The organism is Pseudoalteromonas sp. ECSMB14103, from assembly GCF_000813065.1.
Taxonomy (GTDB): Bacteria; Pseudomonadota; Gammaproteobacteria; order Enterobacterales; family Alteromonadaceae; genus Pseudoalteromonas; species Pseudoalteromonas marina.
The window spans coordinates 46,158-73,070 of the sequence record NZ_JWGY01000005.1 but is presented as its reverse complement, the minus strand read 5'-3'; the positions used below and the strand labels follow the sequence as shown (position 1 = coordinate 73,070).

The following is a 26,913-nucleotide window of genomic DNA, read 5'->3' as shown; positions in this document are numbered from 1 at the left end:
ATGTTTAAAACACCTTTAAAAGCGCTATTGTTAGGGTCTGCTTTGCTTGCAACATCGTTTGCAAGCAAAGCTCAAAATATGCACGAGGGCTGGAATACATTATTAAACAACCATGTTGTGTCTATAAACCATGGCCACAGCACAGAGGTTGATTACGCAGCAATAAAAGCTAAGCACAGCGAGCTTAAAACCTATTTAGATTCGCTATCGGCTGTTACGCAAAATGAGTTTGATACATGGGAAAAACCTAAGCAGCTGGCGTTTTTAATTAACGCATATAACGCCTTTACTGTTGAGCTTATATTAACAAAATACCCAGATCTTAAGTCAATTAAAGATTTAGGCAGCTTTTTTAGCTCACCATGGAGCAAAGAGTTTGTGCCATTACTTGGTAAAACGCGCAGCCTTGATGATATAGAACATGGTTTAATACGTGGCAGTGGTAAATACAACGACCCACGTATTCACTTTGCTGTAAATTGCGCAAGTATTGGCTGCCCAGCACTACGTGAAGAAGCCTACACAGCCACTGATTTAGAAAGCCAATTGCAAGCGCAAACGGTACGTTTTTTATCAGACATGACCCGCAATATAGCGCAAGATAACACGCTAAGTGTGTCTTCAATATTTAAGTGGTACGGCGATGATTTTGAACAAGGCTTTAAAGGTGCGAATACGCTGCAACAGTTTTTTATGCAATACCCTAAAGCACTAAAACTGATACCCGCTCAGCAAAAAGCGCTTAAAAATAACGACATGAAAGTTAAATTTTTAGACTACAACTGGGATTTAAATGCTCGCCAATAAATTTTGGCAAACATTATCGCGATACAGCTTTTGCTGTGTCGCGTTTTGCATTTGCCTTGTTATTAGCTTTAAAAGCCTAGCAAGTACACAACTACAAAGCCGTTGGCAGCAAGTTGAAAGCTTAGGCAAAGACCAAAGCGTATATTTTTATGCGTGGGGCGGCGATGCGCAAATAAATGCGTATATTCAATGGGCTGCGCAGCAAGTAAAAACCAAATACAACATTAACTTAGTACACGTTAAACTAAGTGATACCAGCGAAGCGGTAAGTCGCGTACTTGCCGAAAAAGCAGCAAACAATAACGATAAAGGCAGCGTAGATTTAATTTGGATAAACGGTGCTAACTTTGCCACCATGAGCGAGCACTCGTTATTACTTAAACAATGGGCTAATAAGCTGCCTAATTTTAGCTACACCGACCCTAACAATAACCCCGCTGTTAATTTTGATTTTGGAATACCCACCAACGGGATGGAAGCACCTTGGGGCCAAGCATCGCTCACCTTTTATTACGACAGTTTAGCAATTGACGGCACTGCAAATAACACACTTCCAACAACCCTAGACCAATTACTTAGCTGGAGCGCACAAAACCCAGGGCGATTTAGCTACCCAAAGCCCCCTGATTTTTTAGGCATGAGCTTTTTAAAATACGCGCTTGTTATGCTACATCAGCAAAGTGATGACACACTTAAAGCACAGTTAAATCAGCCAGCTACTGCACAAAACACAGCCCAAGTATTAAACCCATTATGGAACTTTTTAAATAAACTGCACCCAACACTTTGGCGCGGCGGTAAACACTTTATGCAAAGTGGCGCACAAATGCGCCGTTTAGTAGGCGACACCGAGCTAAGCATAGCGTTTACGTTTTCAGCACCCGAAGTGCCCGCAGCCGTTAAACGTTATGATTTACCTAAAAGTATTCGCAGTTATGCAATGCAAGATGGCAGTTTGAGTAACACCCACTTTGTAGCCATACCTTATAATGCAAGCCACCAGCAAAGTGCGCAGTTAGTGGCTAATTTTTTATTAAGCCCAGAAGCGCAAGCTCAAAAACAAAAAGCGCCTATATGGGGCGATAAAAGTGTACTTATTCAGTCAACGCTAACACCACAGCAACAAGCCTTATTTAAAACAACTCAGCCGCATCCAAGCGCGCTGCCTTTGAATAGTATTAAACGCACGCTAAGTGAGCCACACCCAAGCTGGGTAAACGCTATTATGCAAGGTTGGCAAACACGTTTTGGAATAAGCCAATGAGTGTTGTTTCAAATAAGTTAGCAGCAAGCCCAACGCTTAAACCACATAAAAGCGCCGATATGTTTAGTAAATTAGTTAAATTAAGCCCACGCTTTTTACTGGCATTACTAATTTTTCCGGTAATAGGCGGCCTAATTAGCGTGCTACTGCCCGCTTTTGGCTATGCGCCAGTACTTGAGCAAACAACACTTGGCCTACATGGCTTTACTATGCTTATGCAAACACCCGGCCTAACACACATGGTTATGCTAAGTGTTGGCACCGGATTAATAAGTACCTTACTTGCCTTTATCATTACGTTAATGATTTTAGCGGCATTTTTTAATAGCCCGTGGCTTAACCGTATTCAGCGTTTACTGAGCCCTATACTGGTAATTCCCCACGCAGCAGCGGCTATAGCGGTTGGCTTTTTAATTGCTCCTTCGGGCATGATCTCGCGTTTAGTATCGCCTTGGTTTAGTGGGTGGGAACTTGCGCCTAACGGCATGTTTCCGCATGACTCGTTTGGTAATAGTATAATTTTAGGCTTAACGCTTAAAGAGTTGCCTTTTTTACTGTTAATGGCGCTAGGTGTGCTTGCCCAGCCTGAGCTTGGCAAAAAGCTGCGCCAGCAACATAAAGTCGCGCTTAATTTAGGCTACTGCCCTATGACTGCTTTTTTTAAAGTGATACTGCCAAGCCTTTACCCATTGCTGCGCCTACCCATTTTAGCCGTATTGGCTTATGCCAGTGCAAGTGTAGAGATGCCTCTTATTTTGGGGCCAAATACTCCGCCAACGCTTGCAGTTGCTATTATGCACTGGTTTAACGATGTAGATTTAAACCTGCGTATTAAAGCCTCTGCGGGGGCACTATTGCAGCTTGTACTTACTGGCGGTTTGCTAGCACTTTGGCTTGGCGGCGAAAAAGCGATAAAAGCATTATTTAGTGACTTACTCACCAATGGCGAGCGAGAATATGGCGGTGTTTATTGGCAAAAAATAACGACCGTATTAACAGTATTTGTAATTGGCTTTATTTTGCTCTCGTTAATTGGCTTAATTATGTGGTCGGTTGCCGGATTTTGGCGTTTTCCGGCGGCACTGCCCGATCAGCTCACGCTACTTCACTTTAAAAGTGCGCTAATGCAAATGCAAAGCCCGCTTTATAATACCCTTGCTATAGGGCTAGTTACTACGTTATTTGCCATTATTATTACCCTTTTGTGCTTAGAGTCAGAGCAGTTAAGTGCAAAACCCATGTCGCGCTTTACCAGCTTAATTATTTATTTACCGTTGCTTGTACCAAGTATTGCGTTTTTATTTGGCCTAGTGTGGCTGCAACAACTAGTAAATAACCAAGCCGCGTTTTTTAATGTGGTATTTACCCATTTATTGTTTGTACTGCCGTATGTGTTTTTATCGCTTGCGAGCAGTTATAGGCGATTAGACCCTCGCTTTGCTCATGTAGCAGCAAGCCTTGGCGCAACACCCTGCAAAGTGTTTTTACACATAAAATTATCCCAGTTATTTGCCCCTATTTTAATTGCGGCCGCACTTGGTTTGGCCATTAGCTTTGGCCAATATTTACCTACACTTTTAGCCGGTGGCGGGCGCATAGCAACAATTACAACCGAAGCGGTTACCCTTGCAAATGGCGCAAGTAGGCGCACCAGTGCGGTGTATGCCATTATGCAAATGGCATTGCCACTCATTGGCTTTATACTGGCGTGGGTGTTACCTAAGTACTTTTTTAAAAGCGCCCATCGCTAACCCATAAATTAAAAGGTTTTTAATGCAGTCATCTTTAGAAATTAAAAATTGTGAGCTTTATCGTCAACACGAGCTATTACTAAGCTTAAACGAGCATGTAAAAGGCGGCGAAATACTTACTATTATGGGGCCATCAGGCAGTGGTAAATCAAGTTTATTAAACTGGCTTACCGGCACATTACCCAGCGGCTTTAGCGCAAATGGCGAAGTGTGGCTTAACGGTAAAAATATTAATAATTTACCCGCACATTTACGCCACATAGGTGTGCTTTATCAAGATGCGTTATTATTTTCGCATTTATCGGTAAGCGGTAACATTGCCTTTGCTATGCCTAAAGGCAATAAAAAACAGCGCCTTGAAAAAATAGAGCACGCCCTTGAACAAGTAGGATTGAAAGGCATGGCTAATCGCCACCCCGACAACCTCTCTGGTGGTCAACAAGCACGCGTAGCTTTACTGCGTATGCTATTAAGCGAGCCAAAAGCTATTTTGCTTGATGAGCCATTTAGCAAGCTCGATACCCAATTAAGAGTAGATACCCGCGAGCTGGTATTTAGCCAAATACGTGAGCATAAACTGCCCGCTATTATGGTCACCCACGATCATAGCGATGCAGAGGCCGCAAACGGCAAGCTGATCACCTTAAATTTAGCCAAATAAACGCACAAAAAGTACAAGGCACCAAGCATGTTAGACAAATACATCACCCCCGTAATAAAGCCACTGTTAACCCCTGTTGTGGCGTTAATGCAAAAGCGTGGTATAACGCCCGACCAACTTACTGTGGCAGGCTTTTTAATAGGCCTATTAGCTGTGCCATTAATTGCGTTTGAAATGTGGTACGCAGCTTTAACAGCTATTGCTTTAAATCGTATTTTAGATGGGCTAGATGGCGCATTGGCACGCCATGCAAATTTAAGTTCAAGCGCTGGCGGTTTTTTAGATATTACCCTCGATTTTTTATTTTACGCGGCAATTCCGCTTGGCTTTATTTTGGCAAACCCCGAGCAAAACGCCATTGCAGGTAGCATATTACTGGCCACTTTTATAGGTACAGGCTCAAGCTTTTTAGCCTTTGCCATAGCCGCCGAAAAATTTAAGCTCGAAAAACCTCAGTTTAAATACAAAAGCTTTTACTATTTAAATGGTTTAACCGAAGGTACAGAAACTATCGCGTTATTTATAGCCTTTTGTATTTGGCCGCAGCACTTTGCCATAATGGCGAGTATTTTTGCCACTGCGTGCGCTATTACTATTTTTACACGTATACATGGTGGTTATAACACGTTAAAACTCCAAGAAGCTAATGAGGTTACACAAGCCAATGAGTAATGAAATTTGGTGGCGTTTAGGGTTCTTTTTTAGCATTTTGGTTATTATGATGCTTCTAGAATCGCGTATGCCCGCACGCAAATCGCCTATAAAAAGTAGCACCCGATGGCTTGCTAATTTTGGACTCGTGTTTGCTTCATCACTAATTGCCCGCTTAAGTGTGCCCATAGGCTTAACCGCCGTAGCGCTTTATAACCAAGAGCACGGTATTGGTTTATTTAATCAAATAGCCACACCAAGTAGTGTTGCTATTATTTTAAGTATGCTACTGCTTGATATACTTATTTATTGGCAGCATAGGTTATTTCATAACGTGCCTATTTTGTGGCGTTTGCACCGTGTACACCACGCCGATGCGCATGTAGATACCAGCACAGGCTTGCGGTTTCACCCTATCGAAATTGTACTTAGCATACTTATAAAATTGATTGCCGTTACTGCTTTAGGGGTACCCGCTATTGCAGTATTAATATTTGAAATTGCACTTAACGGGTTAGCGCTGTTTAACCACGCCAATATTCGGTTGCCAAATGCAATAGAAAAGCCCCTTCGGTTAATACTAATGACCCAAATACTACATCGTATTCATCATAGCCAACGCGTGAGCGAAACCAATTCAAACTACGGATTTAGCGTTATTTGGTGGGATAAACTGTTTGGTAGTTACAAAAATGAAGCGCAAAAAACCGATAACGACATAGATGTAGGCCTAAAAGAATACCCAAGCGAAAAGCAAAACGCGTCTCTTTGGGCTTTGTTAACCATGCCATTTCAAAAAAAGTAACAACTATCCTCTTAAAAAATAAAATCATTAAACAAAATTACGCAGTTTAATGATTTTAGAACTACTATTTATTCGTTAAACAGTAAATTAATTGTAAATAATTTAGACAAATATGTTGACCAAATCACAACTGCACAATACTATTTGTAAGCGCTTACAATTACACACTTAAATGTAAGCGCTTACAGAAAGTATAAAAGCTATAAAATCAACTAAACTTAAACACATATTCTGACAATTATCAGTTGAACGGGGTTCAGTTATGAACATTGAAACAACACGCATTACACGCCTTCTGGCAGCTATTTCATTAGCGTCTTTGGCCGGCTGTGGTGGTGACGCTGCAACAACAAACACAAATACAGAAGTCGTTAATTCTTCAGAGCCAGTCTCAGACTGGCGCATGGTATGGAATGACGAATTTGACGGCACTAGCATTGATACAAACAAATGGAACTTTGAATTAAACTGTGCTGGTGGTGGTAACAACGAAAAGCAATGTTATACCGATAACGAAGAAAATGCCTTTATCAAAGACGGCATGCTGAACATCGTCGCACTCCCTGCAGAAGAAGGCGCAGCTAAACCTTACACATCAGCCCGCTTAAATACCCGTTACAACGCAGACTTTACATACGGCCGCTTTGAAATGCGCGCAAAATTACCGTCTGGTCAGGGTAGCTGGCCTGCATTTTGGATGATGCCAACTGATGAAGAGTATGGCACTTGGCCACGTTCTGGTGAAATTGATATTTTAGAAGCTGTAAATCTAAAAGTAGCCGCTGAAGATGGCACTATTGAATCTTACGTGCACGGTACTCTTCATTACGGTCGTGAGTGGCCAAATAACGCTAGCTCAGGTAAAGCTTATTTGTTACCTGAAGATATGAACCCAGCTGATGATTTTCATACTTACGCTATTGAGTGGCAAGAGGGTGAAATCCGCTGGTATGTAGATGATTACCTTTACGCTACACAACGTCGTTCTGAAGTTCGTTTTAATTCAAAAGACGAAGCTGTTGGCCTTAAACACAAAGGCTGGTTTGCAGAATACTTTGAACAAGGAAGCGGCGAACTTACAACACATTGGGATAACGCCCCTTTCGATAAAGATTTCTACCTTATATTAAACCATGCAGTGGGTGGCGATTGGCCTGAAAACGTTAACAACCTAGGTATTGATGCAGACGCATTTGCACAAGGCCAAAGCTTTGAAATTGATTACGTTCGAGTATACGAATGTGCATCAGACCCAAGCACAGGCAAAGGTTGTGAAACAGTTCGCCCAGGTTACGACAGCCTAGACGACGCGCTTGTAGAAGGTGCAGCACCTGTACCTACCCCACCTAGCGACGGCGTAGCCCGAAACCTTGATGTATTTAACGGTAGCCTAGACGCTAACTGGATTGCATGGGATTGTTGTGGCGGCACTGTACCAGAGGTTATTACTGATGCAGACAAAGGTGACGCAGTTAAATTTAATATAAACGATAACAACGGAACTGTGCTTGGCTTCTCTACTCGCGGCGGTCACTTTCCAGACGACTTTACAGGAACATCGTCTCCATTTGATGCATCTCCATTACTTGAAGTAAACGGCCGTTTAACGTTTGATATGAAAGTGGTAACGCCTCCAACGTCTGATACTACATGGATACTTAAAGCAGAAGCAGGTGACGGTGGCCCAAATACAGGTGACGTACCATTAAGTGAAAGCAATGAAGGTGTAACACCTGTAACTGGTCAATGGCAAACATATACCTTTCCATTATCACTACTTCAAGAAAAAGGCCTAGATTTAAGCGCAATTGATGTGCTTATGGTATTCCCTGCATGGCAAACAGGTGAAGGAGCTGAGTACCTTATCACCAATGTAGCAATTGAAGGTGACTTGGGTGCTTCTCCTGAGGTTGTCTTATTCGACAACGGACAAAGTTTAGATTGGCCTATGTGGGATTGCTGTGGTGGTTCAACACCAGTTGAAGCATTAGACGACGAAGAGCACGGTTTAACTGCAGAGTTTAGCATTGGTGAAGCACCTACAGTAATGGGCTTTAACACACGCACTTCTGCTGGCGGAAGCGGCACACCATTTGATGCGACTAGTATTTTGGAAAATGGCGTTCTGCAGTTTGAACTAAAAGTAATGTCAAACCCTAATAACCCTGACTCAACTTGGTTAATGAAAATTGAATCTAATGAGGGTGACTCAGCGGTAGAGCTTCCGTTAACAGACGCGGGTGACGCGCCAGTTGCAGGTGAATGGAAAACTTACACTTACACCTTAGCCGACCTAGCAGGTGCAGGTTTAGATGTTAGCGCGATAGATGTTGTTATGATTTTCCCAGCATGGGGAACGGGTGAAGGCGCAGTTTACCGTGTAGATAACGCTAAAATTTATGACCCAAGTGCAGCATCTACTGCAGGAAGTGAAATTACAATATTCCAAGATACTGCTGCAGAGCAATGGAGCATATGGGATTGTTGTGGTGGTTCAACACCTACTGAAGAAACAGACGATAGCGATCACGGTACCGTTGCTGAATTTGTAATTGGTTCAGCGCCAACTGTTATGGGCTTTTTAGCCGATGAAGGTGTTTCTTTTGATGCCTCGTCTATCCTTGCAAATGGGGTTGTACAATTTGAAATGAAAATGGTGACTCCACCTAACGCAACAGACGCTCAATGGTTATTTAAAATTGAATCAACTGGCGCTGCGTCTGCAGTGGAGCTTCCTCTTGCAGAAAGTGTTGAAGGTCAAGTACCGGTTATTGGTCAATGGCAAACGTACACATTTACATTGCAATCACTTTTTGACGCCGGTTTAGACATCAGTGATATCAACGTGTTAATGGTTTTCCCAGCATGGAGTACGGGTGAAGGCGCGGTTTATCGTATCGATAACGTAATTATCGCAAACCCGTAGAACAACCATTGAATGGTAGGTGCCTTTAAATAGGCACCCACTAACTGTAATAAATTTAGAAAAGCAGAGCAATTATGAACACATTCACTTTTAAAAAGAGCCAGTTAGCAGCTTCTGTGTCACTTATCATCGCTGCAAGTACATTTAATTTAGCCTATGCAGCAGAAGAAAATACTGCTGAACCTGAACTAGAAATCATTGAAGTAAAAGGTATTCGCGGATCATTAATCCGTTCAATGGATGTAAAACGAGATGCTTCTGGTGTAGTTGACGCCATCTCAGCTGAAGAAATGGGTAAGTTCCCAGATACAAACTTAGCAGAATCATTACAACGAATTACTGGCGTATCTGTCAGCCGATCAAACGGTGAAGGTAGCCAAATTACTGTTCGTGGTTTTGGTCCATCGTTTAACTTGGTAACACTTAATGGTCGCCAAATGGCGGGAACAGGTTTTACACGCTCATTTAACTTTGAAAACTTATCATCAGAAGGTGTAAGTTCACTTGAAGTAATGAAAACTGCACGCGCTGATTCACCAACCGGTGGATTGGGTGCAACTGTAAATATTGTTACCGCAAAACCATTACAAAAGCCTGGTGAGCGCTTTTCTTTTATGGCTAAAGGTATTCACGATACATCTGTAGAAGAAGGCGATAAAGTAACACCTGAAATTGCAGGTATCTACAGTAATACCTTTGATGACGAGCGTTTTGGTGTGTCGGCTAACTTTTCATATCATCGTCGTGATTTTCAACGACAAGCAGCAAATGTTCGCTCTTGGTTAGTTAATCCAAATCTCTCGGTTGATGCAGCTAATATTGTTGATAACCGCCCAATGGATGCTGAAGGTAACCCGGCTCAGCAATTCTTTGACCCAAACGCTGGGGAAAATGGTGAATTTGTTTCAGCCGCTTTCTTTCCGCAAGAAGTTAGTTTTGCAAAAGATGACATTCAACGTGAGCGCTTAAATGCGCAAGCAACATTTCAGTTTGCACCAACAGATAACCTAACTTTTACGCTTGATCATACAATTTCACAAGCAACGACCGGGAATAACTCATTGTCTTGGGGGATTTGGAACGGGTCGTTTGGTGGTAATGCCAATGCTTATGAACTTGATGAAAATGGCACAGCTGTTTATTACAACTCTGCAGGTGACGATGCATCCTTTACTGCATTTCGTGAAACATCAGAAGTAGATTCAAAAGCAACAGGTATTAACGTTGAGTGGTTAGCAACCGAAAACCTGAGCTTTAACTTTGATGCTCACACATCTAAAACAACGACCGATAATGGTAAAGATCCTGGCTTAGGCGCTAACGCACGAATCATTTTAGGCTCGGCAGACATTTCAACTAAAGAGTACTCTTTCCGTGAAGGTGACGTACCTGGTTTTAATGTAAATTGGAATAACGGCACGCAAGAAGTTGACCCAAACCAAATTGGCTCTAACTTTAGTATATTTACAAGAACACCCGGTGAATCAGAAGTATCTCAAGTACAACTAGACGGTAAACTATTTACTTACACTGACATTGGTTTAGAAACAGTAAAATTTGGTGCTGCATACACTAAGCAAACACTTAGTGGCTGGGGTGGCTCTAATAATGCCAATGCACCAGGCTTTAATAACGGTACATTTGCTGAGATATTCCCAGATAGTATGTTCGAGCGAGTTGATTTAAGTGGCTTTCTTGACGAGTTTTCATTTGGTCCTAACGGTGTAGCGCCAGGCTATGCTTACACTTATGATCTTGATGAAGCATTTGCTCGCCAAAGCGCTTTTTTAACTGAAGACGTAATAGGCAGTGATGTTTACCAAATAGGTACTTTTGATGGCTTCCCAACTAACAAAGTTGAAGAAGAAACAATCAGTGTTTACCTGTCTACAAATTGGGTGTTTAACGTTAGCGACTACGATGTTTTTGTAAATTTAGGCCTTCGCTACGAAGAAACTGACATTGTAAGCCCAGCTAAAAGCCGTGTTGCTCAGCAAGTATATTGGGCAGGTGGTTCTGAGTGGCTAACTGAATTTGCCAGTGGCGGCGAATTAGTTGAGGTTGATTACAAAGGTAATTACGATCTTCTTCTACCTATGATAGATGTAAAAGTCGACCTTTCTGATAACTTAGTGTCACGTGTATCTTGGGGCCAAACAATCACACGCCCTACCCTTGGCGACATGCTTGGTAACTTAAGCTTAACACCGTCACCTAAGTTAAATTCAAGAAGCGGTAGCCGTGGTAACCCAAATTTACAACCGTTTAAATCAACAAACTTCGATCTTAGCCTTGAATATTACTACAATGAAGGTAGCTACGCTGCAGTGGGTATGTTCTGGAAAGATGTAGATAATTGGATTGATAACACGCAAGTAACAACCACGTTTGAAGGCCTGCATGATGTTTATTTAGGTCAACGCTGGAATAATGCAGTAACCGCAATTGAAGGACGTGGCGAGCAGGCAACTGACTCTGCTATCTATAATGAGATTGTGGCAAATGGCGTAGGAATTGGCGAAAACAACCGTGTACTTCCTGACTCAGCAACTGATCCATTAATAGAGTGGACAATCAACTCACCAGAAAACGTAGGTTCTCGTAAAGTAAATGGTGTTGAGTTTGCGATACAGCACTTATTCGGCGAGTCAGGTTTTGGCGCTGGTTTTAATGCCACTATTGTTGACGGTGATGTAGAGTACGACAACTATTACCTTGCATCTCAAGCTGTATTAGCTGGCCTGAGTGATTCTGCCAATCTACAAGGTTTTTACGAAAAAGATGGCTTATCAGTTAAAATTACTGGTGCATGGCGTGATGAATACCTAATTGCGCAAGGCCTACCAGATTCGGGTGCTACGGCTCCTCCACAATATGCTGAAGAATATTTACAGTGGGACATTAGCGTTAACTACGAAGTGAATGAAAGCACTACCGTATTCTTTGAAGGCGTTAATTTAACAAACGAGACAGAGCGTTCGTTCAGTCGTTTTGAAAGTCAGTTCTTAAGCGCTGCACAATACGGACCGCGTTATGCATTTGGTTTTAGATACTCAATGGGTAACTAAACTTAAATAAATACCAAATAAAAACCGCTCTAAGAGCGGTTTTTTATTTTTGAGCTATGGGATGCGCTTAATCTGCTCTAATAGTATATTCGTTGTCCAATCAACGCCGTTATACGCAATATCTGGCTTGTAAAAATCACCTGCCCCTCGCGCTCTATTTACATATACTTTATTTGGCACTACAACTTTACCTAAGCCTGAAGGTAAATCGGCTAAACGTACCTCCATATACATCGAGTCAGCGCTACTGGGTGCACCAAACAACGTGGTATTTTCAAAAAGCTTAAACTTATCAAGCGCATCTAAACAAGCACTAGCGCATTGCGGCGGCACTATAACAAACACCTTAGTTTTAAAGTCACTCACTAACGGCTCTTGTGGTACGTTATTTAGCGTATTAGTCTCTCGTTCTAAATAAAATGAATCAACACTTTTAAGTGATAAAGCCATGCCCGCAGCTACAGCTTTAAATATTTCGGGTTGCTCTTTTATTATGTCCAATAGAGACATTGCATGATACCAAACAGACTGCTGCAAATTTAACCTAAAGGTCAACAGACCCTAATCATTTAATGCTTGAGTAAACGAATCCATTCATCAGGGTTTGCTATAATAAAATCATAAGTATCTTCATTTTCTAATGTGATTGTTATTGCATCGCTTGTTAGTGGTAAAATGCCAGCACCTGTACCTACCGATTTTTCAATTTTTATGATTGCGCTGCGTGTTAAAGTATAAGGCCCTAAACCAGCACATTCATTGTATGGCTCAAAACGTACCTCACCTTGCGTTATATAAAATTTACCATCGGCTTTTGCCACACCGCTTTGGTACGTAGCAGTAGATGATTTGAGTATTTTATTGTTCATTCGGCTTTCCCGCTAATTAATAAATTTACTTTTATAGGATGTATGCACCTTAATAAGTTATATAGTTTTGTGTTTTAAGGCAATTAATTTGTACCTAAAAAGTAAAATTCAATTAGTACTGCGAATCTCTAGCAAAGTATTAATTAATCTTGGTACAAACCTTGATACCTAATTAATAACAAAACGACTTACAGGTACGGGTTATGGCGAAATTTTTTGGAATTTATTGTGCATCTGGGCTAACTCAACATCATGATTTTATTATTAATAAATTTAAAGCTGAAGATGCTAAAGTAAACAGTGGCACAATAAACGAAGTACATGAACAGGCTCTTTACTTAGCTAGTTTAGATTATGAAACCTTTGGCCCACATGCTTTTTTGCAAACAGATTCGCATATTGCAACACTGGTTGGTCACCCACTTTTAAGCGCGAACCGAAATAATGATTTAAACACCCTAAACTCACATTATACCAATGCAATGCTTACAGAATGTGAAGGTGTTTTTTGTATGGCACGGTATAACAAGGTTACGAATGTATTAGACTTAGTTACCGATTCCCTTGGGGTTCGCCCTTTTTACTATATGTATTATGAAGGTGCTTTTATTTTTAGTATCCAATATAGCTTACTCAAAAACTTAGGCTTACCACTTACCTGTAATCACGAAGGAATGATGGAATATGCAACACTTGGGTATTACCTATTTGAGCATACCCATTACAACGAAATTTCGTGTATTCGCCCAGGAACTCGCCTAGAAGCATCAACTAACGGGGTTACTAAAACACAGTATTTTGACTGGAGCAGCCTTACTAAAAATAATGATAATTACGAAAAAACACTGCATAGCTTAAAGCAAGACCTATCTAACAATGTAAACAAATATATTGATAACGATAATCACGTGCTTACTACGCTATCGGGTGGATTAGACTCAAGGTTGATTGCGTGCTTACTTAAAAGGCAAAATGTAAACATCACCGCGCTTAATTTTTCACAGCATCAAACACAAGACTTATACTGCGCAACGGCGTTCGCAAAAAGCCAAAAAATTGAGCTTGATGTTATTCGTGTTAACGATACGCAGGCAAAAACAATTGAAGACAGACTAGGCGAGCATTGGTTAAACGGCCAACATCCAGACCACCCTAAAGTAACACGTCCTCGTTTAGCATGGTCTGGCAATGGAGGCAGTGTTGGGCTGGGTGTTATTTACTACTCAGATGAAGTTTACGAAGCGGCATTAACACAAGAACCTGAGCGCCTTGCTGACGCTTACTTATCGCAACAATTTGCTTATATCCCCAAATCAATAATCCATAACGCTGATAAAATGCAAGCCAGACTAAAAGCTAATATCGTAACGTCATTAAAAGAGTTTGGAGATATTCCTCTTGAAAAAGCTTACTATCTGTTTTTATTACTTAACGATCAGCATCACCATTTAGCCATTCCATTCGATAAAGTGGACGAGTATCAAATGGATTTTTGCCTGCCCTTTTATTCCTGGAAAGTACTTCGACATGTTTTGTCGCAGCCGACGTCACAAGTAAGAAAGCATCGCTTTTATCATGATTTTTTACGCTATGCATTCCCCGAAGCCCTAGATTCGCCTTGGCAAGCATACCCTGGCCATGTTCCATGTTTATTACCAAAAGAAGGTATTGATCAGTGGCAAATTAAACGCCCCAAGCAGTTTAAACCCACTAAGGTGTACCAAATTTTCAGTCAGTTAATGACAAGCCAACATAAGCAATTAGTTAACCTAGCCTCGTTTAGTGCGGTTGCCTTACTGCATGCTTGTGGCATTAGAAGCTATAACGATAAGCTAAAGGTTATTGAAAATATGCTTAAGTGGTAACATTAAAACACCTTGCTGTAGGCCTCTACTCAAGGTGTTTCAAACAAGCTGTTGTTATTTAGTTGGTGGGAACCATACGCTAACAATTTTGCCATTACGCACTTCATACACCGCAACGGCGAACATATCATCTCGCCCCTCACCAAGCCCAGTTAACCGCTCATAATCAACAACCACAGGCCCATTCACTATTCGGTTTTCAAGAATCACTTTAAATGATTTTGGCGCTGTTTTTAAAAACTGATACGCTTTGATTAAGCTTTCTTGCCCAATAATGTCAGGAGCGCCTTCTTGGCTATTTTTAATTTTTATATCTGCCGAGTGACAGCTTGCAAATAGCGCTATATTTCGTGCGTTATAAGCCTCTAGTTGCGCTTGCACTACTTGTTCAGGATCGGTACTTGCCGAGCACGCTAACGCATCACTCGCATAAAAGAGGCTAAATAACATTAGCATTGAGACAACTTTCATAACAATAAACATCCTTGAAAATAAACTAGGTAGTAAAAAAGTTAGTTGTGAAAATGACTACGAAAACTTAAAAAATACAATACTAGCAATAAGCAAATATAACCTAAAGCAGCTTGCAAAATAAAATTATGTATAATTATTTAAATACAAACAAAAAAGGAGAGCATACGCTCTCCTTTTTCAAACGGTCAAGGCCTATTGACCTAAGAAGCGACCTTTAATTGTCCCTGTAACAACATTAGGTATCATACCTGGAGAGTTTCTATTAAATTGTATATAACAGCCATTGCCCGCATCTGAACATGCCTGACCTTGTATTCTAGAAACAGTGCTTCTACCGTCATAATCCGTAGTCTTTAGTTTGGCAATCAAATCTTTAATTTCTGAATGGACGTCCAATAAAACAGGATCTAAACGCTCAATGTCTTGACTTACCTTTAAACCGTCAATGTTTATATTTTGCTGTTCAATTATTGCAACTAATTTATCTAATTTTTCTTGCGCACCTTCATGACCACGAATAGCCAGCGTTTTATGCATTTTAGCTGACTGATACAAACTAGCTTCAGTACCTATACCATGTTCATAAAAAACAGCTAACAGCTCATAAGCTGGCAAATAAGTTGACTCTTTTGCCTTAATTAGCAGATCGAATGCTAATTTGTCTGAATTTTTATTATTTTCAGCAAACAACTGTTTCGCCTTGTCTACCAAAGCTGGCGGAAAACCTCTATCAACAACTCGGTTTAATAACTCATCAGCTCTTGCTACATCTTTATCAAAAATGTGCCCTGTTCTATACCAACGCGAAGCCTGATGGATAGCAAAAGGGTCTTTCCACTTAATAGCTCTTAACATAAACTTTCTGGCATATGCGTCGTCTTGGCTTACGCCTTCACCGTTTGCATAAGCAATGGCAAGTAAGCTAGCAGCTTCGCTACTACCGTTAATGGCAAAATTTCTGAGCTTTTTGAAATCCGATGTACATTCAGCAGTTTCACACAAAGGAAGTGCGTCTGTATCCTGGTCTGTATTTGCATAAGCCAAATTAGCTGATAAGGCCGACGCTATAATTAAAGGTAAAATTTTAGCTATTCTCATTGTTCTCTCCATGGTAATGATTTTGGTGTACCTGATTTAGATTACAACAGTTTGTTTAAAAATCAAGCTTATTATTACAAGAGCATACTGAAGTTATTTATAACCTAAAACCATAATATATAACCAAATTTCATCACATAGTTATAAATTAGTAACTTTTTTAACATTATTATCGGGTAAAAATAATTTAACCCGTTCATGTACTGGCGCCGCAAATATTATAAAAATACTTTTTTGCATAGGTATAAATTAATTGCGTTACTAATCGTTTTTAATTTAAATACAGCAATCTCATAACTAAAAAAATTAACGATAAAACCCAAATTTTTTATTATGTTAAACAGTTCAATATGTTAATTTGTGTAGTGTAGTTATACGGCAAAGAGTAGTTAATGAGTAAACAAATTCGATGGACCCTAAAAAGTATTGCCAAAGAGTTAGGTGTGTCTAATGCAACGGTATCTAATGCATTTAATCGACCAGATCAGCTCTCAGAAAAACGCCGAGAAGCGATACTCAAAGCCTGCAAAGAGCTTGGTTACTTTGGCCCAAATAAAGCAGCACAATCATTAAGAAACGGTACATTTAACATTGTCGCTTTGGTGCTACCCGACAGCGTTGAATACATGGTATCAGACCCAGTTGCCAGCAGCTTTATGCGTGGCGTGACTTCTGTACTCGAAAAAAACAATATTAACGTTTTATTGTTCTCTGGTAGTAACAATAACCTCAATAGTGTTGTTGATTTTGTAGATGGTTTTATTTGCTACGGTCGCCCTCGTAACCACGCATTAGTAGAACAACTTAAAACTACGCCAAAACACGTCGTCACTGTAGATTTTGACATTAACCGCAATGCGTCGGTTAACATTAATAACGAACAAGCTAGCTACGAAATTGCCAAGCATGTTTTGCACAATATAAACGATAAAGTCGCCATTCTAGGGCTAAGACTTCTCGATGAAAACGTATTATGCCGCGTTTATGAACATCACGAGTTTCAAACCGGAGAGTCAATTTCTCATCAGCGTTTACGTGGCTATCAACGTGCATTAGTTGAGGCAAATATCAGTGTTGCTGACGATCGTATTTGGAACATACCTGAAAGCAGTGAGCGCTTTGCTAATATAGCTGCAAAAGAAGTATTATCAGCTTCACCTCGCCCTAACGTTATTATCTGTATGAGTGATTTAATTGCACTCGCCACAATGCGAGAGGCAATCAAGCAAGGTATAAAAATTGGAAAAGACCTACGTATTGTTGGATTTGATGGGATTGATGAAGCAGCACGGTTCGTGCCTAGGTTAAGTACTATTCATCAAAACAGTGAAGAAAAAGGCGTAATTGCTGCAAACTTATTTATTTCTAAAGAAAACAAAATACAAGAAGTCAGCTACGAACTCGACATTGGTGCCAGCAGTTAATAAAAAAGCCAAGCTAACTAGCTTGGCTTTTTGTTAAGCAAAACTCTATTCTTACAATAAAGAATCTAAACTTATCGATGTTTCTTCATCACCATTTACTTGCGTTATAAGGGCGGTTCTTGCTTCAAAATCAACACTTAATGAAATAGATTGCTCACCAAGTTGCCATGTTAAACAACACATACTGCCTTCACCTTGCGCTGAAAACTCCCCAGAGAACGCAGGGTGTTCGTTACGAATTTTAATCAGTTCAATTAAGCCTTTTACAACGGGCTTATCAAGTGATTCGCTTATTTTATCTGCATTTAAATATGGGCGGTTAATATCACGGCCAACATTTGTTTTGGCTAAAAGCTCCATGTCGTTTTCGCATGCAAATAAACCGCCGTAGTAAACTTGTGGGACACCTGGTGCAAAAAACTGAATGGCGCGAGACAATAAATAATCAAAATCTTTAGCCCCCAATGCGTTGTAATAAGTACAGTTAACTTGGTACAAATCAACATTACTGGCTGCAGCTCCAGTTGCTTGTCGGCTTTCGTTATTACTGTTTGCATGCATTGTTTCAACAAGGTTATCAATTTGCTCAGCGTTTAATAGACCGGGTTTGTCGCCCATTGGCCCAGCATCAATAATACCAATGCCGTCATGTGTATCGAGTACAGTTAAACAGTTACGTGGTGATATTTTTAGCCACTTCAAAAGTGCATCAACATCGTTATTAAACAAGCTATGTAAAATAAGCGGCGGCAGTGCAAAGTCATAAACCATGTTTACGCGTTTAGCCACTTCAACCTGAGTTTGATAATGGCTGTGTATTTCAGCAATTGTTTCCATACCTAATTCATTTGCTTGCTTAGATAAGTTATCTAAGTAACCAAACGTTTCATCTAGCATAAAACAGTTAGTACCCGCTTGCTTAATAGCGTAACCCGCTGCATCTAAGCGAATAATATTTACATTATTAGCAGAGAACTTGGTGAGTACATTATTTAAATACGCAACGCCAGCCTCTACCTTTACATTAATGTCAATTTGATTATCGGTAAATGTAGTCCAAAAATCATACGTTTCACCATCACCACATTTCATTGGTGTAAAACAACTACCAGGGCGAGGACGATAAATTGCTTTTTGCTCTGCGTCGCTCATGCCATTTGGAAATACGTCTTCTTTGGTTAAAAACAAATCCCAAAATTCAGAGGCTTTACCTTTAGCAAGCACATCCTGAAACTGAAAAGATTGCGCCGAAACATGGTTAACAATTAAGTCGGCCATTAAATCATGGTTGTTACCAAGCGCTTTAATGTCTTCCCAAGAACCTATTCTTGAATCTACTTCACTATGGTCTATTGGGTCAAAGCCAGCATCACTGCCGTCAATTGGGTTATAAAATGGCAACAAATGCACACCGCCAAATACACCTTTTAAAGATCCATTTAAAAGTGTAGTGAGTGCATTAATGTCTTGGCCAGTGATTCGATCAGCATATGTGATCAATTGAACTTTGTTTTGCATCATTGTGTGATTACCATGTTGAATCTTAATCGATTAAGATATATCTTTAACTAGAGAGTGAGAATTTACAAGTAATTTTTAAAAATTTTACATACAAATATCGTTGCATGAATAATACTTCACTAAGTAACTAACTGACTTAGCGCGTATTAGTCTGCATTTAACGAGGATTAAATAAAATGACAAAACCACACACACAAGTAAGCAGCGATCCGTTGCGACAAATACGCTGGCTCACATATATGATGTTTTTTATGTTTGCCATGACCTCTGATGCGGTCGGCATGATCATCCCTGAGCTTATAAAAGACTTTGGCTTAAGTATGACCCAAGCCAGTGCCTTTCATTATGCGCCAATGGCTTTAATTGCTTTTAGTGGACTATTTTTAGGCTTTTTAGCCGACAGCCTTGGACGAAAGCAAACCATTATGCTGGGGTTACTCATTTTTTCTGCGAGTTGTTTTTTATTTGCAGTAAGTTCTAGTTTTAATTTTTTCTTGGTACTTCTTTGCTGTATTGGTTTGGCAATCGGTTTATTTAAAACAGGTGCATTAGCTTTATTGGGTGATATTTCACACAGTAACGAAGAACACACCAAAACAATGAACAAGGTAGAAGGCTTTTTTGGAATAGGTGCTATTGTTGGTCCTGCACTGGTAGGTGTTTTACTCGTTCAAAATGTAAGTTGGACATACCTTTACATTATTGCTGGTGTTATGTGTTTGATCCTTGCGCTTCTGGCGTGGCGTGCAGATTATCCGCCAGTTGTAAAAACAACCGAAAAACCCGCTTCACTTGCCACCACCATGAAAATGATTAAAAACCCTTATGCACTGGGCTTTTCAATGGCTATCGCACTATACGTAGCAACCGAGGTGGCTATTTATGTATGGATGCCAACACTACTACAAGACTACACAGGTTCATGGCCATTACTTGCAACCTACGCACTAACCATATTCTTTATACTTCGCGCAGCGGGTCGTTTTATAGCGGTATGGTTACTTAATCGCTTTAGTTGGCAAGGTGTAATGACCTACCTGAGCCTTGGCATAGCACTATGTTATGTAGGCACATTAATTGGCGGTGTAGATTGGGCCGTTGGATTGCTTCCGCTTTCAGGTTTATTTATGTCAATGGTTTACCCTACTTTAAACTCTAAGGGCATTTCCTGTTTCCCTGTTCAACAACATGGTGCTGTAGCCGGCGTTATATTATTTTTTACCGCATTGTCAGCAGCATTAGCCCCGCTATTGATGGGCATGATCAGTGATTACTTTGGTCATGTGCGTTACGGTTTTTACTTAGCAACTGGTTTTGCAGTTATTCTATTTTTGGCTATGCTATTTAATTATTTACGTGACCCATCAGCATCAGCTTTAGAGCAAAATAACGTAGTTACTAATTAATTTGATAATTATTTAACAAAAAAATTACCCTATAAATCAATGGGTGAGTAAAAAAAGAGCAAATTAATAATAAAATAATTTGCATCTTGTAAAAATTTTGTTATTTTTACTTAATCGATTAAGTAAAAATAAATAACCACTTAGGTTCAACATAACGAGGCGTTCACATGACAACACACAACACTCCTTTATATTTAATCAGTGCATTAGCACTTGCAGTAAGCCAAGGCATTAATGCTCAAGAAGCAGAAACTACACAGCCAGAAGCATCACAAAACAAAGGACTTGAAACAATCGTTGTAACCGGTGTTCCACGCCGTACAACAATTATGGCTTCAAGCGTATCTGTAAGCAGTGTTTCGCTTGAACAAGTTCAAGTTTCAACACCTCGCTCTACCGCTGAAGCATTTAGAATCATTCCGGGTATCCGTTCAGAATCTACTGGCGGTGAAGGTAATGCAAACATTGCAGTTCGTGGTCTACCGGTTGCATCAGGTGGCGCTAAATTTTTACAGTTACAAGAAGACGGTTTACCTGTACTGCAATACGGTGACATCGCTTTTGGTAATGCTGATATTTTTATGCGCCTTGACAACACGGTACAAACGGTTGAGTCAATTCGTGGTGGTTCAGCGTCAACAGCAGCAAGTAATGCACCGGGCGGTATCATCAACTTTATCTCTAAAAACGGCGAAAACGAATCGGGCAGCGTTGCAACCACTGTTGGCCTAGATTTCGATAGTGTACGTACTGATTTTGAATACGGTACTTATTTAACCGACAGCGTTCGCTTTCATGTAGGTGGCTTTGTACGCCAAGGTGAAGGCCCACGTGAAACAGGTTACACTTCAAATAAAGGTGGTCAAATAAAAGCTAATTTGACTAAAGATTTCGAAAACGGCTATGTGCGTCTTTACTACAAACACTTAGACGACAAAAGCGTTGGTTACCTTCCAATGCCAATGTACTCAAATGGTGATTCAGTTCCAGGGTTTGATTCTCAGTCAGATACACCGCATTCAGCACTGTTCACTAAAACAGTTCGCTTAAATGGTCAAAACCAAATTAGCAATGGTGACATTCGCGATGGTATGAACCCAAATGTTGATTCTATTGGCTTTGAAGCTGTATTCGACCTAGACAACGACTGGCGTATTGAAAACCGTTTCCGTAAGTCATCAGTTAGCGGAAACTTTAATTCTGTTTTCCCTGCTGAAGTAGGTGATGCATCAGCAATGGCAGCAAGCATTGGTGGAGCAGGAGCAACACTGAGCAATGCAAACACAGGTGACGCATTCAATGGCGATTTAGCTATGCGTATCCATACGTTTGACGTAACAATGAATGACTTTGACTCTATTGTTAACGACTTTAAACTAACAAAATCGTTTGACGATGACACAAGCCTTACGTTTGGTTACTACGCATCAACGCAAAACATAGCGATGTCGTGGTTGTGGAACTCTTATGTTATGGAGCTCAAAGGTGACAATGCCGCACTGTTAAATGTAACGGCTGCCGACGGCACTGAGTTTTCAGAAAATGGTTTATACGCATACGGCACGCCATTTTGGGGTAACTGTTGTCAGCGCGACTACGACACTGAATACGACACACGAGCACCTTATGTTGCGTTCTCAACTAAACTTGGTGACTTGAGTATCGATGCAAGTGCGCGTTATGACAGCGGTGAAGCACGCGGTAATTACGCAGGAGCAGTAACCTCTACTGTAGACATGAACCGTGATGGTGTTATTTCAGTACCCGAGCAGAATGTTGTCGGTATTGATCATGCTAACTCAAGCCCAGTAAATTACGACTGGAGCTACTCTTCTTACTCAATTGGTGCTAACTACCAAATAGACCCTAGCCTTGCAACATTTGCACGTATCAGTAAAGGCGGACGTGCAAACGCTGATCGTCTTTTATTTGGTAAAGTACGCACAGATGGCTCAGTAGCTGATGAAGATGCAATTGATGAAGTAAATCAATTTGAGTTTGGTGTTAAAAAGCGTTTTGACTCACTATCGGTATTTGCAACAGCGTTCTACGCAGAAACTGAAGAACAAAACTTTGAAGCAACATCACAAAAGTTCTTCGACCGTGAGTACGAAGCCAAAGGTATTGAACTTGAATCAACGTACTTCATGGATGCGTGGGATTTTCGTGGTAACTTGACGTGGACTGATGCTGAAATTGCTAAAGATGCGCTATCTCCTGACGTTGTAGGTAACACACCACGCCGTCAGGCTGATTTAATTTACTCACTAATGGCTCGTTATAGCTATGAAAAAGGGGCGGCAGGTCTAAGCTTTATTGGTACAACTGACGCTTACGCTCAAGACAATAACGACCTTAAATTCGATGGTTACACACAGGTAAATGGCTTTGTGAGCTACGACCTATCTGAAAACCTTAGCCTAGCACTTAATGTTAATAACCTATTTGACACAGTCGGTATTACAGAAGCAGAGGAAGGCTCTGTACCAGCAAACGATATTATACGCGCACGTACAATTAATGGACGTACAACATCACTAACGCTTAAATACGCGTTTAACTAACCGAGTCTGAGTGTGTTAAGCGCTGAAATGCAGTTTTATTTCAGCGCTTTATTCCTCGCTTAACTCACACTTTATTACTCTCCCTTACATTTAACCTAGCCTTGCTAGGTTTTTTAGGATTTATAACATGACCAAATTACTTAGCCTTGGCGAGCTGCTTATTGATATGTTGCCACAAGACTCACACAACACAGCGTATTTACCTATTCCTGGCGGCGCACCTGCAAACGTAGCAGTCGGTTATGCAAAGTTGGGCGGAAACGCAGCTTTTTGTGGTGGTATGGGTGATGATTACTTTGCAAAACAACTTACTGACGCGTTAAAGCAATATAATGTCGGCACCGAGTATTTATTCACTATAGAAAATGCGCAAACAGCGATGGTTATCGTCAGCTTAGATGAAACTGGCGAACGCAGCTTTAATTTTTACCGCCATAACACCGCCGACCTACTCCTTGCTCCTGAACATTTACAGCAAATTCAGTGGGATGAAATAAGTACTCTACACTTTTGCTCAAATACGCTAACCAGTATTGCCATTGCAAACACAACATTGAGCGCTTTAAAACAAGCAAAAATTCATAATAAACTTGTTAGCTTTGACGTAAATTTACGATACAGCCTTTGGCATAATATTCTTGATATTGAACCTAATGTGCGTGCCTGCTACGCCCATTGCGACATTATAAAACTATCACGTGATGAGTTAAATTTTTTAGCAGAACAAACCAGTCAATCAGGTGATGAATATTTACAATCGCTATTAGAGTTAGGCGTTAGTTTAATTTTCTTAACCGATGGACCCGAGCCTGCCACTGTTTTCCATAAAACGTTTAACGTAAGTGAAGCTGCACCGATTATTAATGCAATAGATACAACCAGTGCCGGAGACGCGTTTATTGCAGGTGTACTATATCATTTAAATCATTACAACGAGACGCTATTACCAAGCGACAAACTCAATAATAAACAAGTAATTAAAGACGCATTAAGTTTTGGCCTTCGCTGTGGCTCAAAAGCCTGTTTATCAAAGGGTGCTTTTCCTGCATTGCCCGTTTTAGACGATGTACTTTGAGCTAACACACCCAGCAACATTTTAAAAATTAATCTAAAAAAGCCCCTGTAGATAAATACCTACAGGGGCTTTTTCAACTATTGTTAATCTGAGTGCTATAAAGCAAGCTCTTCTTTAGCGCGCGTTAAGTTATGCGATACCATATCGTTGTTAGATAGTTGTTTTGCTTCGTATAGGTCAGCAAGGCCGGCCGTTTTGTTTTTAGCTTTTAGGCGCGCTACACCACGATTGCTTAATGCAAATGATGTAAGCTGACGAACTTTAAATTTAGGGGCATCTGCATCTTGTAATAGTGCAATTGCTTTAGTACAAATTTGTTCTGCTTCAGCATAGTTTTTTGACTTAACATTAAGTGCACAGCTATTAAAAGATTGCTCAAGTGGCTGCGGCGCGGTTTGCGCTTCAATAACCATTAATTTGTAATCACTTTGATCAGCCATTGCAGCAGCTGAACATGTTAATAGTGAGCCAAGAGCGATAGTTTTGATAAGTGTTTTCATGGTCATAATCCTGTTAAGTTAAGTCGTGCTTGTTGCCGACAACTGAACTTTAGAGGATCCCTATAAAACCGACAAACGATAAAAACAAAACTAATAAGTGAAGAAATCTAACCTATAGACTTTAGTCTAATAACACTAGCCTAAACCCAAAATAATAGGCCCATTTAAAACTAGTGTTCAAGCCAATCAATTGCCGCAGTGGCATTTTCAAAGTAAGCCATTTCACCACAAATAATACGATTCCCAATGTTTGCAGCGGTTGCTTGCCATGTTTTATTACCGTAAATAGCTACTTTACTTAGCGCTTTATTATGCTTTATCCCTAAATTCAAATCGTCTAATATCGATTTAAAACCCACGCCCTTTAACTCAATGCCGTCTATAAATAAATTAATAATCGGGTTGTTTACCTTTAAAAGCGCGGCTTCAATTTTAGGGGTAATTGCATTGTAATCAGCGTGCTTTAAATTACCCACTGCTTTTAACGTTATAAAAATTTCGCGTCCAGCGCCTTCTATATCAAGTGTTAAACTAGGAATTAAATTTGCCATTACATTTGCTCATTCTTATAGTAAGTTTTGAGCATAAAGCACTTTATATTAATCAATGATGAAGCAAATCAACAAAACCGTATTTAACCTGCGCTTAAGTTAGTTAAGCTCCCTGCACTCGTGCAATTTGGTTATCTACATCGTTTAAATGCCCTTCTTTAACCCATAACTTAGCACCCATCTTGCCTGCTTTTGCTAAAACATTAGAATTTACAGGCGTACGCAACCAGCTACTTTTTTCAAGCAAATCTTGCCCTTCTGTTACGGCGCCTTCAATTACTAACAACTCAGCTCCGCACTCAGCATCTAAAACAAACTGCGCATTAGGCGCTAAATGAATTAAGCTAACTTCCTCAAACTCATCTTTGTATAAAGGTGTTACCGCAACCCCTTGTTGTGTTGAGTGTTCAACGCTTCCCATAAAGTGAGTTTGCAACCGAACGTGTGTTCTATCCTGTGGCTGAAACTGCCAAAGCTTAACAAAAATAATACATCCCTCTTTTGAACCCGGCTTATGTTGTGATTGCGGTGGGTTTCTGATGTACGAGCCAGCAGGAAAATCGCCATGTTCATCCTGAAAAACACCTTCTAACACAACAAACTCTTCCCCGCCGGTATGAACATGTGGCGAAAACTCACTACCTGGTGCATAACGAACAATACTCGTTGCACGCGCAACCTCATCGCCGATGCGATCAAGAGGTCGCCTATCAACGCCTGCCATAGGCGATTTTACCCACGGTAATGTATTACTGTTCACCACTATACGCTGACTAAAATCGGCTGCTATTTTCATGCTTGCCCCTTAAATTTTTGTTTTGCCAATTAAACTCAATATACCGAGTTTAATTGGCCTATTGAACCCACTTTTACTTATAAGCCCGCTACGCTTGGTCGAGCTGCAACTGCTTTTTGCCACGCTAGCAAATGAGTTAAATGACTCGGTAGCGCAATGTTGGCAAACCCAGCAAACACTAATCCAGCATAAAGAGTTATATCGGCAATACTAAAATTATCGCCCGCAACAAACCTTGATTTAGCAAGTATATCGTTAAAATAATTTAAGTTAGTACGCGCCTTTTCACCTTGCTTTTCGCCCCATGCAATATTTTGATATGTTTCAAGCTCTGGGCCTAATCCATCAGTAGCATGATGAAAATACGTTGCAACAGCATCAAGTACCATAGACTCAGCACGTTTTTGCATCATATTTATTACTGCGCGCTCTTTTGCCGAAATGCCCATCAATGATGGTCCTGTAAAAGCAGCATCAATATATTCAGTAATTGCTGTGCATTCTGATATAAATGTTCCGTCATCAAGCTCTAATACTGGCACACCAGCTAATGGGTTTTTAGCTATAAAAGCCTCTGTCCGGTGTTCACCATTAAGCAAGTCAACCGCAATAAATTCAACTTCAGTTGTCGCATTTTTTTCTGCTAGCGCAATACGAATGCGAAGCGGGTTTGGAAAGTTTTCTACATCATAAATTTTCATTGAGTGTGACCTTCTTTAATTCACCTACCTACTGATAGGTATTTATATTCTTTATACCAAACTAAGTCAAACTTTAAAATAACTACATAAGCAGAGTATTTGCTAACCGCATGAAACTTAATATTTTATTTATAAA

General features: G+C 40.4%; 21 protein-coding genes and 1 pseudogene. 13 read left to right on the top strand and 9 right to left on the bottom strand.

All coding sequences use genetic code 11. The features are described from left to right. The 8 genes from RF53_RS10090 to RF53_RS10055 all read left to right on the top strand — a co-directional run bounded on the left by RF53_RS10090 (position 1) and on the right by RF53_RS10055 (position 11,933). Positions 1-807 carry a DUF547 domain-containing protein gene (locus RF53_RS10090; RefSeq protein WP_039037554.1) on the top strand — a complete coding sequence of 269 codons (807 nt, stop codon included), beginning with the start codon at positions 1-3 and terminating at the stop codon, positions 805-807. Further along, positions 794-2,071, top strand: a complete 1,278-nt coding sequence (locus tag RF53_RS10085; protein ID WP_039037553.1) for an ABC transporter substrate-binding protein — start codon at positions 794-796, stop codon at positions 2,069-2,071. The genes RF53_RS10090 and RF53_RS10085 overlap by 14 nt, the downstream gene beginning before the upstream one ends. Continuing rightward, positions 2,068-3,822 carry an ABC transporter permease gene (locus RF53_RS10080; protein WP_039037552.1) on the top strand — a complete coding sequence of 585 codons (1,755 nt, stop codon included), beginning with the start codon at positions 2,068-2,070 and terminating at the stop codon, positions 3,820-3,822. Before RF53_RS10085 ends, RF53_RS10080 begins: the two co-directional genes overlap by 4 nt. A gap of 22 nt (positions 3,823-3,844) precedes the next feature. Continuing rightward, on the top strand, positions 3,845-4,483 hold the full coding sequence (locus RF53_RS10075) for an ATP-binding cassette domain-containing protein (RefSeq protein WP_039037551.1): 639 nt from the start codon (positions 3,845-3,847) through the stop codon (positions 4,481-4,483). A 27-nt stretch (positions 4,484-4,510) separates the two neighbouring features. Then, complete coding sequence (locus RF53_RS10070) at positions 4,511-5,155, top strand: CDP-alcohol phosphatidyltransferase family protein (RefSeq protein ID WP_039037550.1); 645 nt, start codon at positions 4,511-4,513, stop codon at positions 5,153-5,155. Continuing rightward, the gene (locus tag RF53_RS10065; RefSeq protein WP_039037549.1) at positions 5,148-5,939 is read left to right on the top strand and encodes a sterol desaturase family protein; all 792 of its coding nucleotides are present in this window, start codon (positions 5,148-5,150) and stop codon (positions 5,937-5,939) included. Before RF53_RS10070 ends, RF53_RS10065 begins: the two co-directional genes overlap by 8 nt. A 262-nt stretch (positions 5,940-6,201) precedes the next feature. Beyond that, positions 6,202-8,865: a glycoside hydrolase family 16 protein gene (locus tag RF53_RS10060; RefSeq protein ID WP_039037548.1), complete on the top strand. Its 2,664-nt coding sequence runs from the start codon at positions 6,202-6,204 to the stop codon at positions 8,863-8,865. A 74-nt stretch (positions 8,866-8,939) separates the two neighbouring features. Next, positions 8,940-11,933: a TonB-dependent receptor gene (locus tag RF53_RS10055; RefSeq protein WP_039037547.1), complete on the top strand. Its 2,994-nt coding sequence runs from the start codon at positions 8,940-8,942 to the stop codon at positions 11,931-11,933. A gap of 54 nt (positions 11,934-11,987) precedes the next feature. Here the strand turns inward: RF53_RS10055 and RF53_RS10050 are convergent. Together RF53_RS10050 and RF53_RS10045 are read right to left on the bottom strand one after the other, a co-directional pair. Beyond that, positions 11,988-12,449, bottom strand: a pseudogene (locus RF53_RS10050) (S41 family peptidase); the annotation flags it as partial. 53 nt (positions 12,450-12,502) lie between these two features. Continuing rightward, the gene (locus RF53_RS10045; RefSeq protein WP_039037545.1) at positions 12,503-12,802 is read right to left on the bottom strand and encodes a hypothetical protein; all 300 of its coding nucleotides are present in this window, start codon (positions 12,800-12,802) and stop codon (positions 12,503-12,505) included. Between the two features lie 203 nt (positions 12,803-13,005). Here RF53_RS10045 and RF53_RS10040 point away from each other — a divergent pair, with 203 nt between their 5' ends. Then, complete coding sequence (locus tag RF53_RS10040) at positions 13,006-14,667, top strand: asparagine synthase-related protein (RefSeq protein ID WP_039037544.1); 1,662 nt, start codon at positions 13,006-13,008, stop codon at positions 14,665-14,667. A gap of 54 nt (positions 14,668-14,721) precedes the next feature. On the opposite strand, the gene RF53_RS10035 is transcribed toward RF53_RS10040, so the two are convergent. Next, complete coding sequence (locus RF53_RS10035) at positions 14,722-15,138, bottom strand: nuclear transport factor 2 family protein (protein WP_235420615.1); 417 nt, start codon at positions 15,136-15,138, stop codon at positions 14,722-14,724. A 195-nt stretch (positions 15,139-15,333) separates the two neighbouring features. Beyond that, entirely contained in the window at positions 15,334-16,239 is a 906-nt protein-coding gene (locus RF53_RS10030; protein ID WP_039037543.1) for a tetratricopeptide repeat protein, read from the bottom strand. 392 nt (positions 16,240-16,631) lie between these two features. Between RF53_RS10030 and RF53_RS10025 the strand changes: the two genes are divergently transcribed. Then, positions 16,632-17,663 (top strand): LacI family DNA-binding transcriptional regulator, encoded by a 1,032-nt coding sequence (locus tag RF53_RS10025; RefSeq protein ID WP_006792638.1) that lies wholly within the window; start codon positions 16,632-16,634, stop codon positions 17,661-17,663. A gap of 51 nt (positions 17,664-17,714) precedes the next feature. Here the strand turns inward: RF53_RS10025 and gtfA are convergent, their stop codons facing one another. Continuing rightward, positions 17,715-19,184, bottom strand: a complete 1,470-nt coding sequence (gtfA, locus tag RF53_RS10020; protein WP_039037542.1) for a sucrose phosphorylase — start codon at positions 19,182-19,184, stop codon at positions 17,715-17,717. Between the two features lie 176 nt (positions 19,185-19,360). On the opposite strand from gtfA, the gene RF53_RS10015 reads away from it, so the two are divergent. The 3 genes from RF53_RS10015 to RF53_RS10005 all read left to right on the top strand — a co-directional run bounded on the left by RF53_RS10015 (position 19,361) and on the right by RF53_RS10005 (position 24,229). Further along, positions 19,361-20,590, top strand: coding sequence for an MFS transporter (locus RF53_RS10015; RefSeq protein ID WP_006792636.1), 1,230 nt, complete (start codon positions 19,361-19,363; stop codon positions 20,588-20,590). A 167-nt stretch (positions 20,591-20,757) separates the two neighbouring features. Further along, complete coding sequence (locus RF53_RS10010) at positions 20,758-23,154, top strand: TonB-dependent siderophore receptor (protein ID WP_039037541.1); 2,397 nt, start codon at positions 20,758-20,760, stop codon at positions 23,152-23,154. A gap of 127 nt (positions 23,155-23,281) precedes the next feature. Next, positions 23,282-24,229, top strand: coding sequence for a carbohydrate kinase family protein (locus RF53_RS10005; protein ID WP_039037540.1), 948 nt, complete (start codon positions 23,282-23,284; stop codon positions 24,227-24,229). A 95-nt stretch (positions 24,230-24,324) separates the two neighbouring features. On the opposite strand, the gene RF53_RS10000 is transcribed toward RF53_RS10005, so the two are convergent. The 4 genes from RF53_RS10000 to RF53_RS09985 form a co-directional block, all read right to left on the bottom strand. Continuing rightward, entirely contained in the window at positions 24,325-24,729 is a 405-nt protein-coding gene (locus tag RF53_RS10000; protein ID WP_039037539.1) for a hypothetical protein, read from the bottom strand. A gap of 170 nt (positions 24,730-24,899) precedes the next feature. Then, positions 24,900-25,280 (bottom strand): STAS/SEC14 domain-containing protein, encoded by a 381-nt coding sequence (locus RF53_RS09995; protein WP_006792632.1) that lies wholly within the window; start codon positions 25,278-25,280, stop codon positions 24,900-24,902. A gap of 103 nt (positions 25,281-25,383) precedes the next feature. Then, the gene (locus RF53_RS09990) at positions 25,384-26,076 is read right to left on the bottom strand and encodes a cupin domain-containing protein (RefSeq protein ID WP_039037538.1); all 693 of its coding nucleotides are present in this window, start codon (positions 26,074-26,076) and stop codon (positions 25,384-25,386) included. Positions 26,077-26,153: 77 nt separating this feature from the next. Continuing rightward, a complete protein-coding gene (locus RF53_RS09985; protein ID WP_008128566.1) occupies positions 26,154-26,777 on the bottom strand; it encodes a glutathione S-transferase family protein in 624 nt (207 codons plus the stop codon). Positions 26,778-26,913: the final 136 nt, after the last annotated feature.

What these genes read in the sequence shown, in the direction of transcription:
- RF53_RS10060 (WP_039037548.1), top strand. Translation starts at nt 6,202, where the DNA reads ATGAACATTGAAACAACACGCATTACACGCCTTCTGGCAGCTATTTCA.
- RF53_RS10010 (WP_039037541.1), top strand. Translation starts at nt 20,758, where the DNA reads ATGACAACACACAACACTCCTTTATATTTAATCAGTGCATTAGCACTT.
- RF53_RS10075 (WP_039037551.1), top strand. Translation starts at nt 3,845, where the DNA reads ATGCAGTCATCTTTAGAAATTAAAAATTGTGAGCTTTATCGTCAACAC.
- gtfA (WP_039037542.1), bottom strand. Translation starts at nt 19,184, where the DNA reads ATGATGCAAAACAAAGTTCAATTGATCACATATGCTGATCGAATCACT.
- RF53_RS10040 (WP_039037544.1), top strand. Translation starts at nt 13,006, where the DNA reads ATGGCGAAATTTTTTGGAATTTATTGTGCATCTGGGCTAACTCAACAT.
- RF53_RS10000 (WP_039037539.1), bottom strand. Translation starts at nt 24,729, where the DNA reads ATGAAAACACTTATCAAAACTATCGCTCTTGGCTCACTATTAACATGT.
- RF53_RS10070 (WP_039037550.1), top strand. Translation starts at nt 4,511, where the DNA reads ATGTTAGACAAATACATCACCCCCGTAATAAAGCCACTGTTAACCCCT.
- RF53_RS09990 (WP_039037538.1), bottom strand. Translation starts at nt 26,076, where the DNA reads ATGAAAATAGCAGCCGATTTTAGTCAGCGTATAGTGGTGAACAGTAAT.
- RF53_RS10030 (WP_039037543.1), bottom strand. Translation starts at nt 16,239, where the DNA reads ATGAGAATAGCTAAAATTTTACCTTTAATTATAGCGTCGGCCTTATCA.
- RF53_RS10015 (WP_006792636.1), top strand. Translation starts at nt 19,361, where the DNA reads ATGACAAAACCACACACACAAGTAAGCAGCGATCCGTTGCGACAAATA.
- RF53_RS10085 (WP_039037553.1), top strand. Translation starts at nt 794, where the DNA reads ATGCTCGCCAATAAATTTTGGCAAACATTATCGCGATACAGCTTTTGC.
- RF53_RS10080 (WP_039037552.1), top strand. Translation starts at nt 2,068, where the DNA reads ATGAGTGTTGTTTCAAATAAGTTAGCAGCAAGCCCAACGCTTAAACCA.
- RF53_RS10090 (WP_039037554.1), top strand. Translation starts at nt 1, where the DNA reads ATGTTTAAAACACCTTTAAAAGCGCTATTGTTAGGGTCTGCTTTGCTT.
- RF53_RS09995 (WP_006792632.1), bottom strand. Translation starts at nt 25,280, where the DNA reads ATGGCAAATTTAATTCCTAGTTTAACACTTGATATAGAAGGCGCTGGA.
- RF53_RS10025 (WP_006792638.1), top strand. Translation starts at nt 16,632, where the DNA reads ATGAGTAAACAAATTCGATGGACCCTAAAAAGTATTGCCAAAGAGTTA.
- RF53_RS10045 (WP_039037545.1), bottom strand. Translation starts at nt 12,802, where the DNA reads ATGAACAATAAAATACTCAAATCATCTACTGCTACGTACCAAAGCGGT.
- RF53_RS10065 (WP_039037549.1), top strand. Translation starts at nt 5,148, where the DNA reads ATGAGTAATGAAATTTGGTGGCGTTTAGGGTTCTTTTTTAGCATTTTG.
- RF53_RS10055 (WP_039037547.1), top strand. Translation starts at nt 8,940, where the DNA reads ATGAACACATTCACTTTTAAAAAGAGCCAGTTAGCAGCTTCTGTGTCA.
- RF53_RS09985 (WP_008128566.1), bottom strand. Translation starts at nt 26,777, where the DNA reads ATGAAAATTTATGATGTAGAAAACTTTCCAAACCCGCTTCGCATTCGT.
- RF53_RS10005 (WP_039037540.1), top strand. Translation starts at nt 23,282, where the DNA reads ATGACCAAATTACTTAGCCTTGGCGAGCTGCTTATTGATATGTTGCCA.
- RF53_RS10035 (WP_235420615.1), bottom strand. Translation starts at nt 15,138, where the DNA reads ATGAAAGTTGTCTCAATGCTAATGTTATTTAGCCTCTTTTATGCGAGT.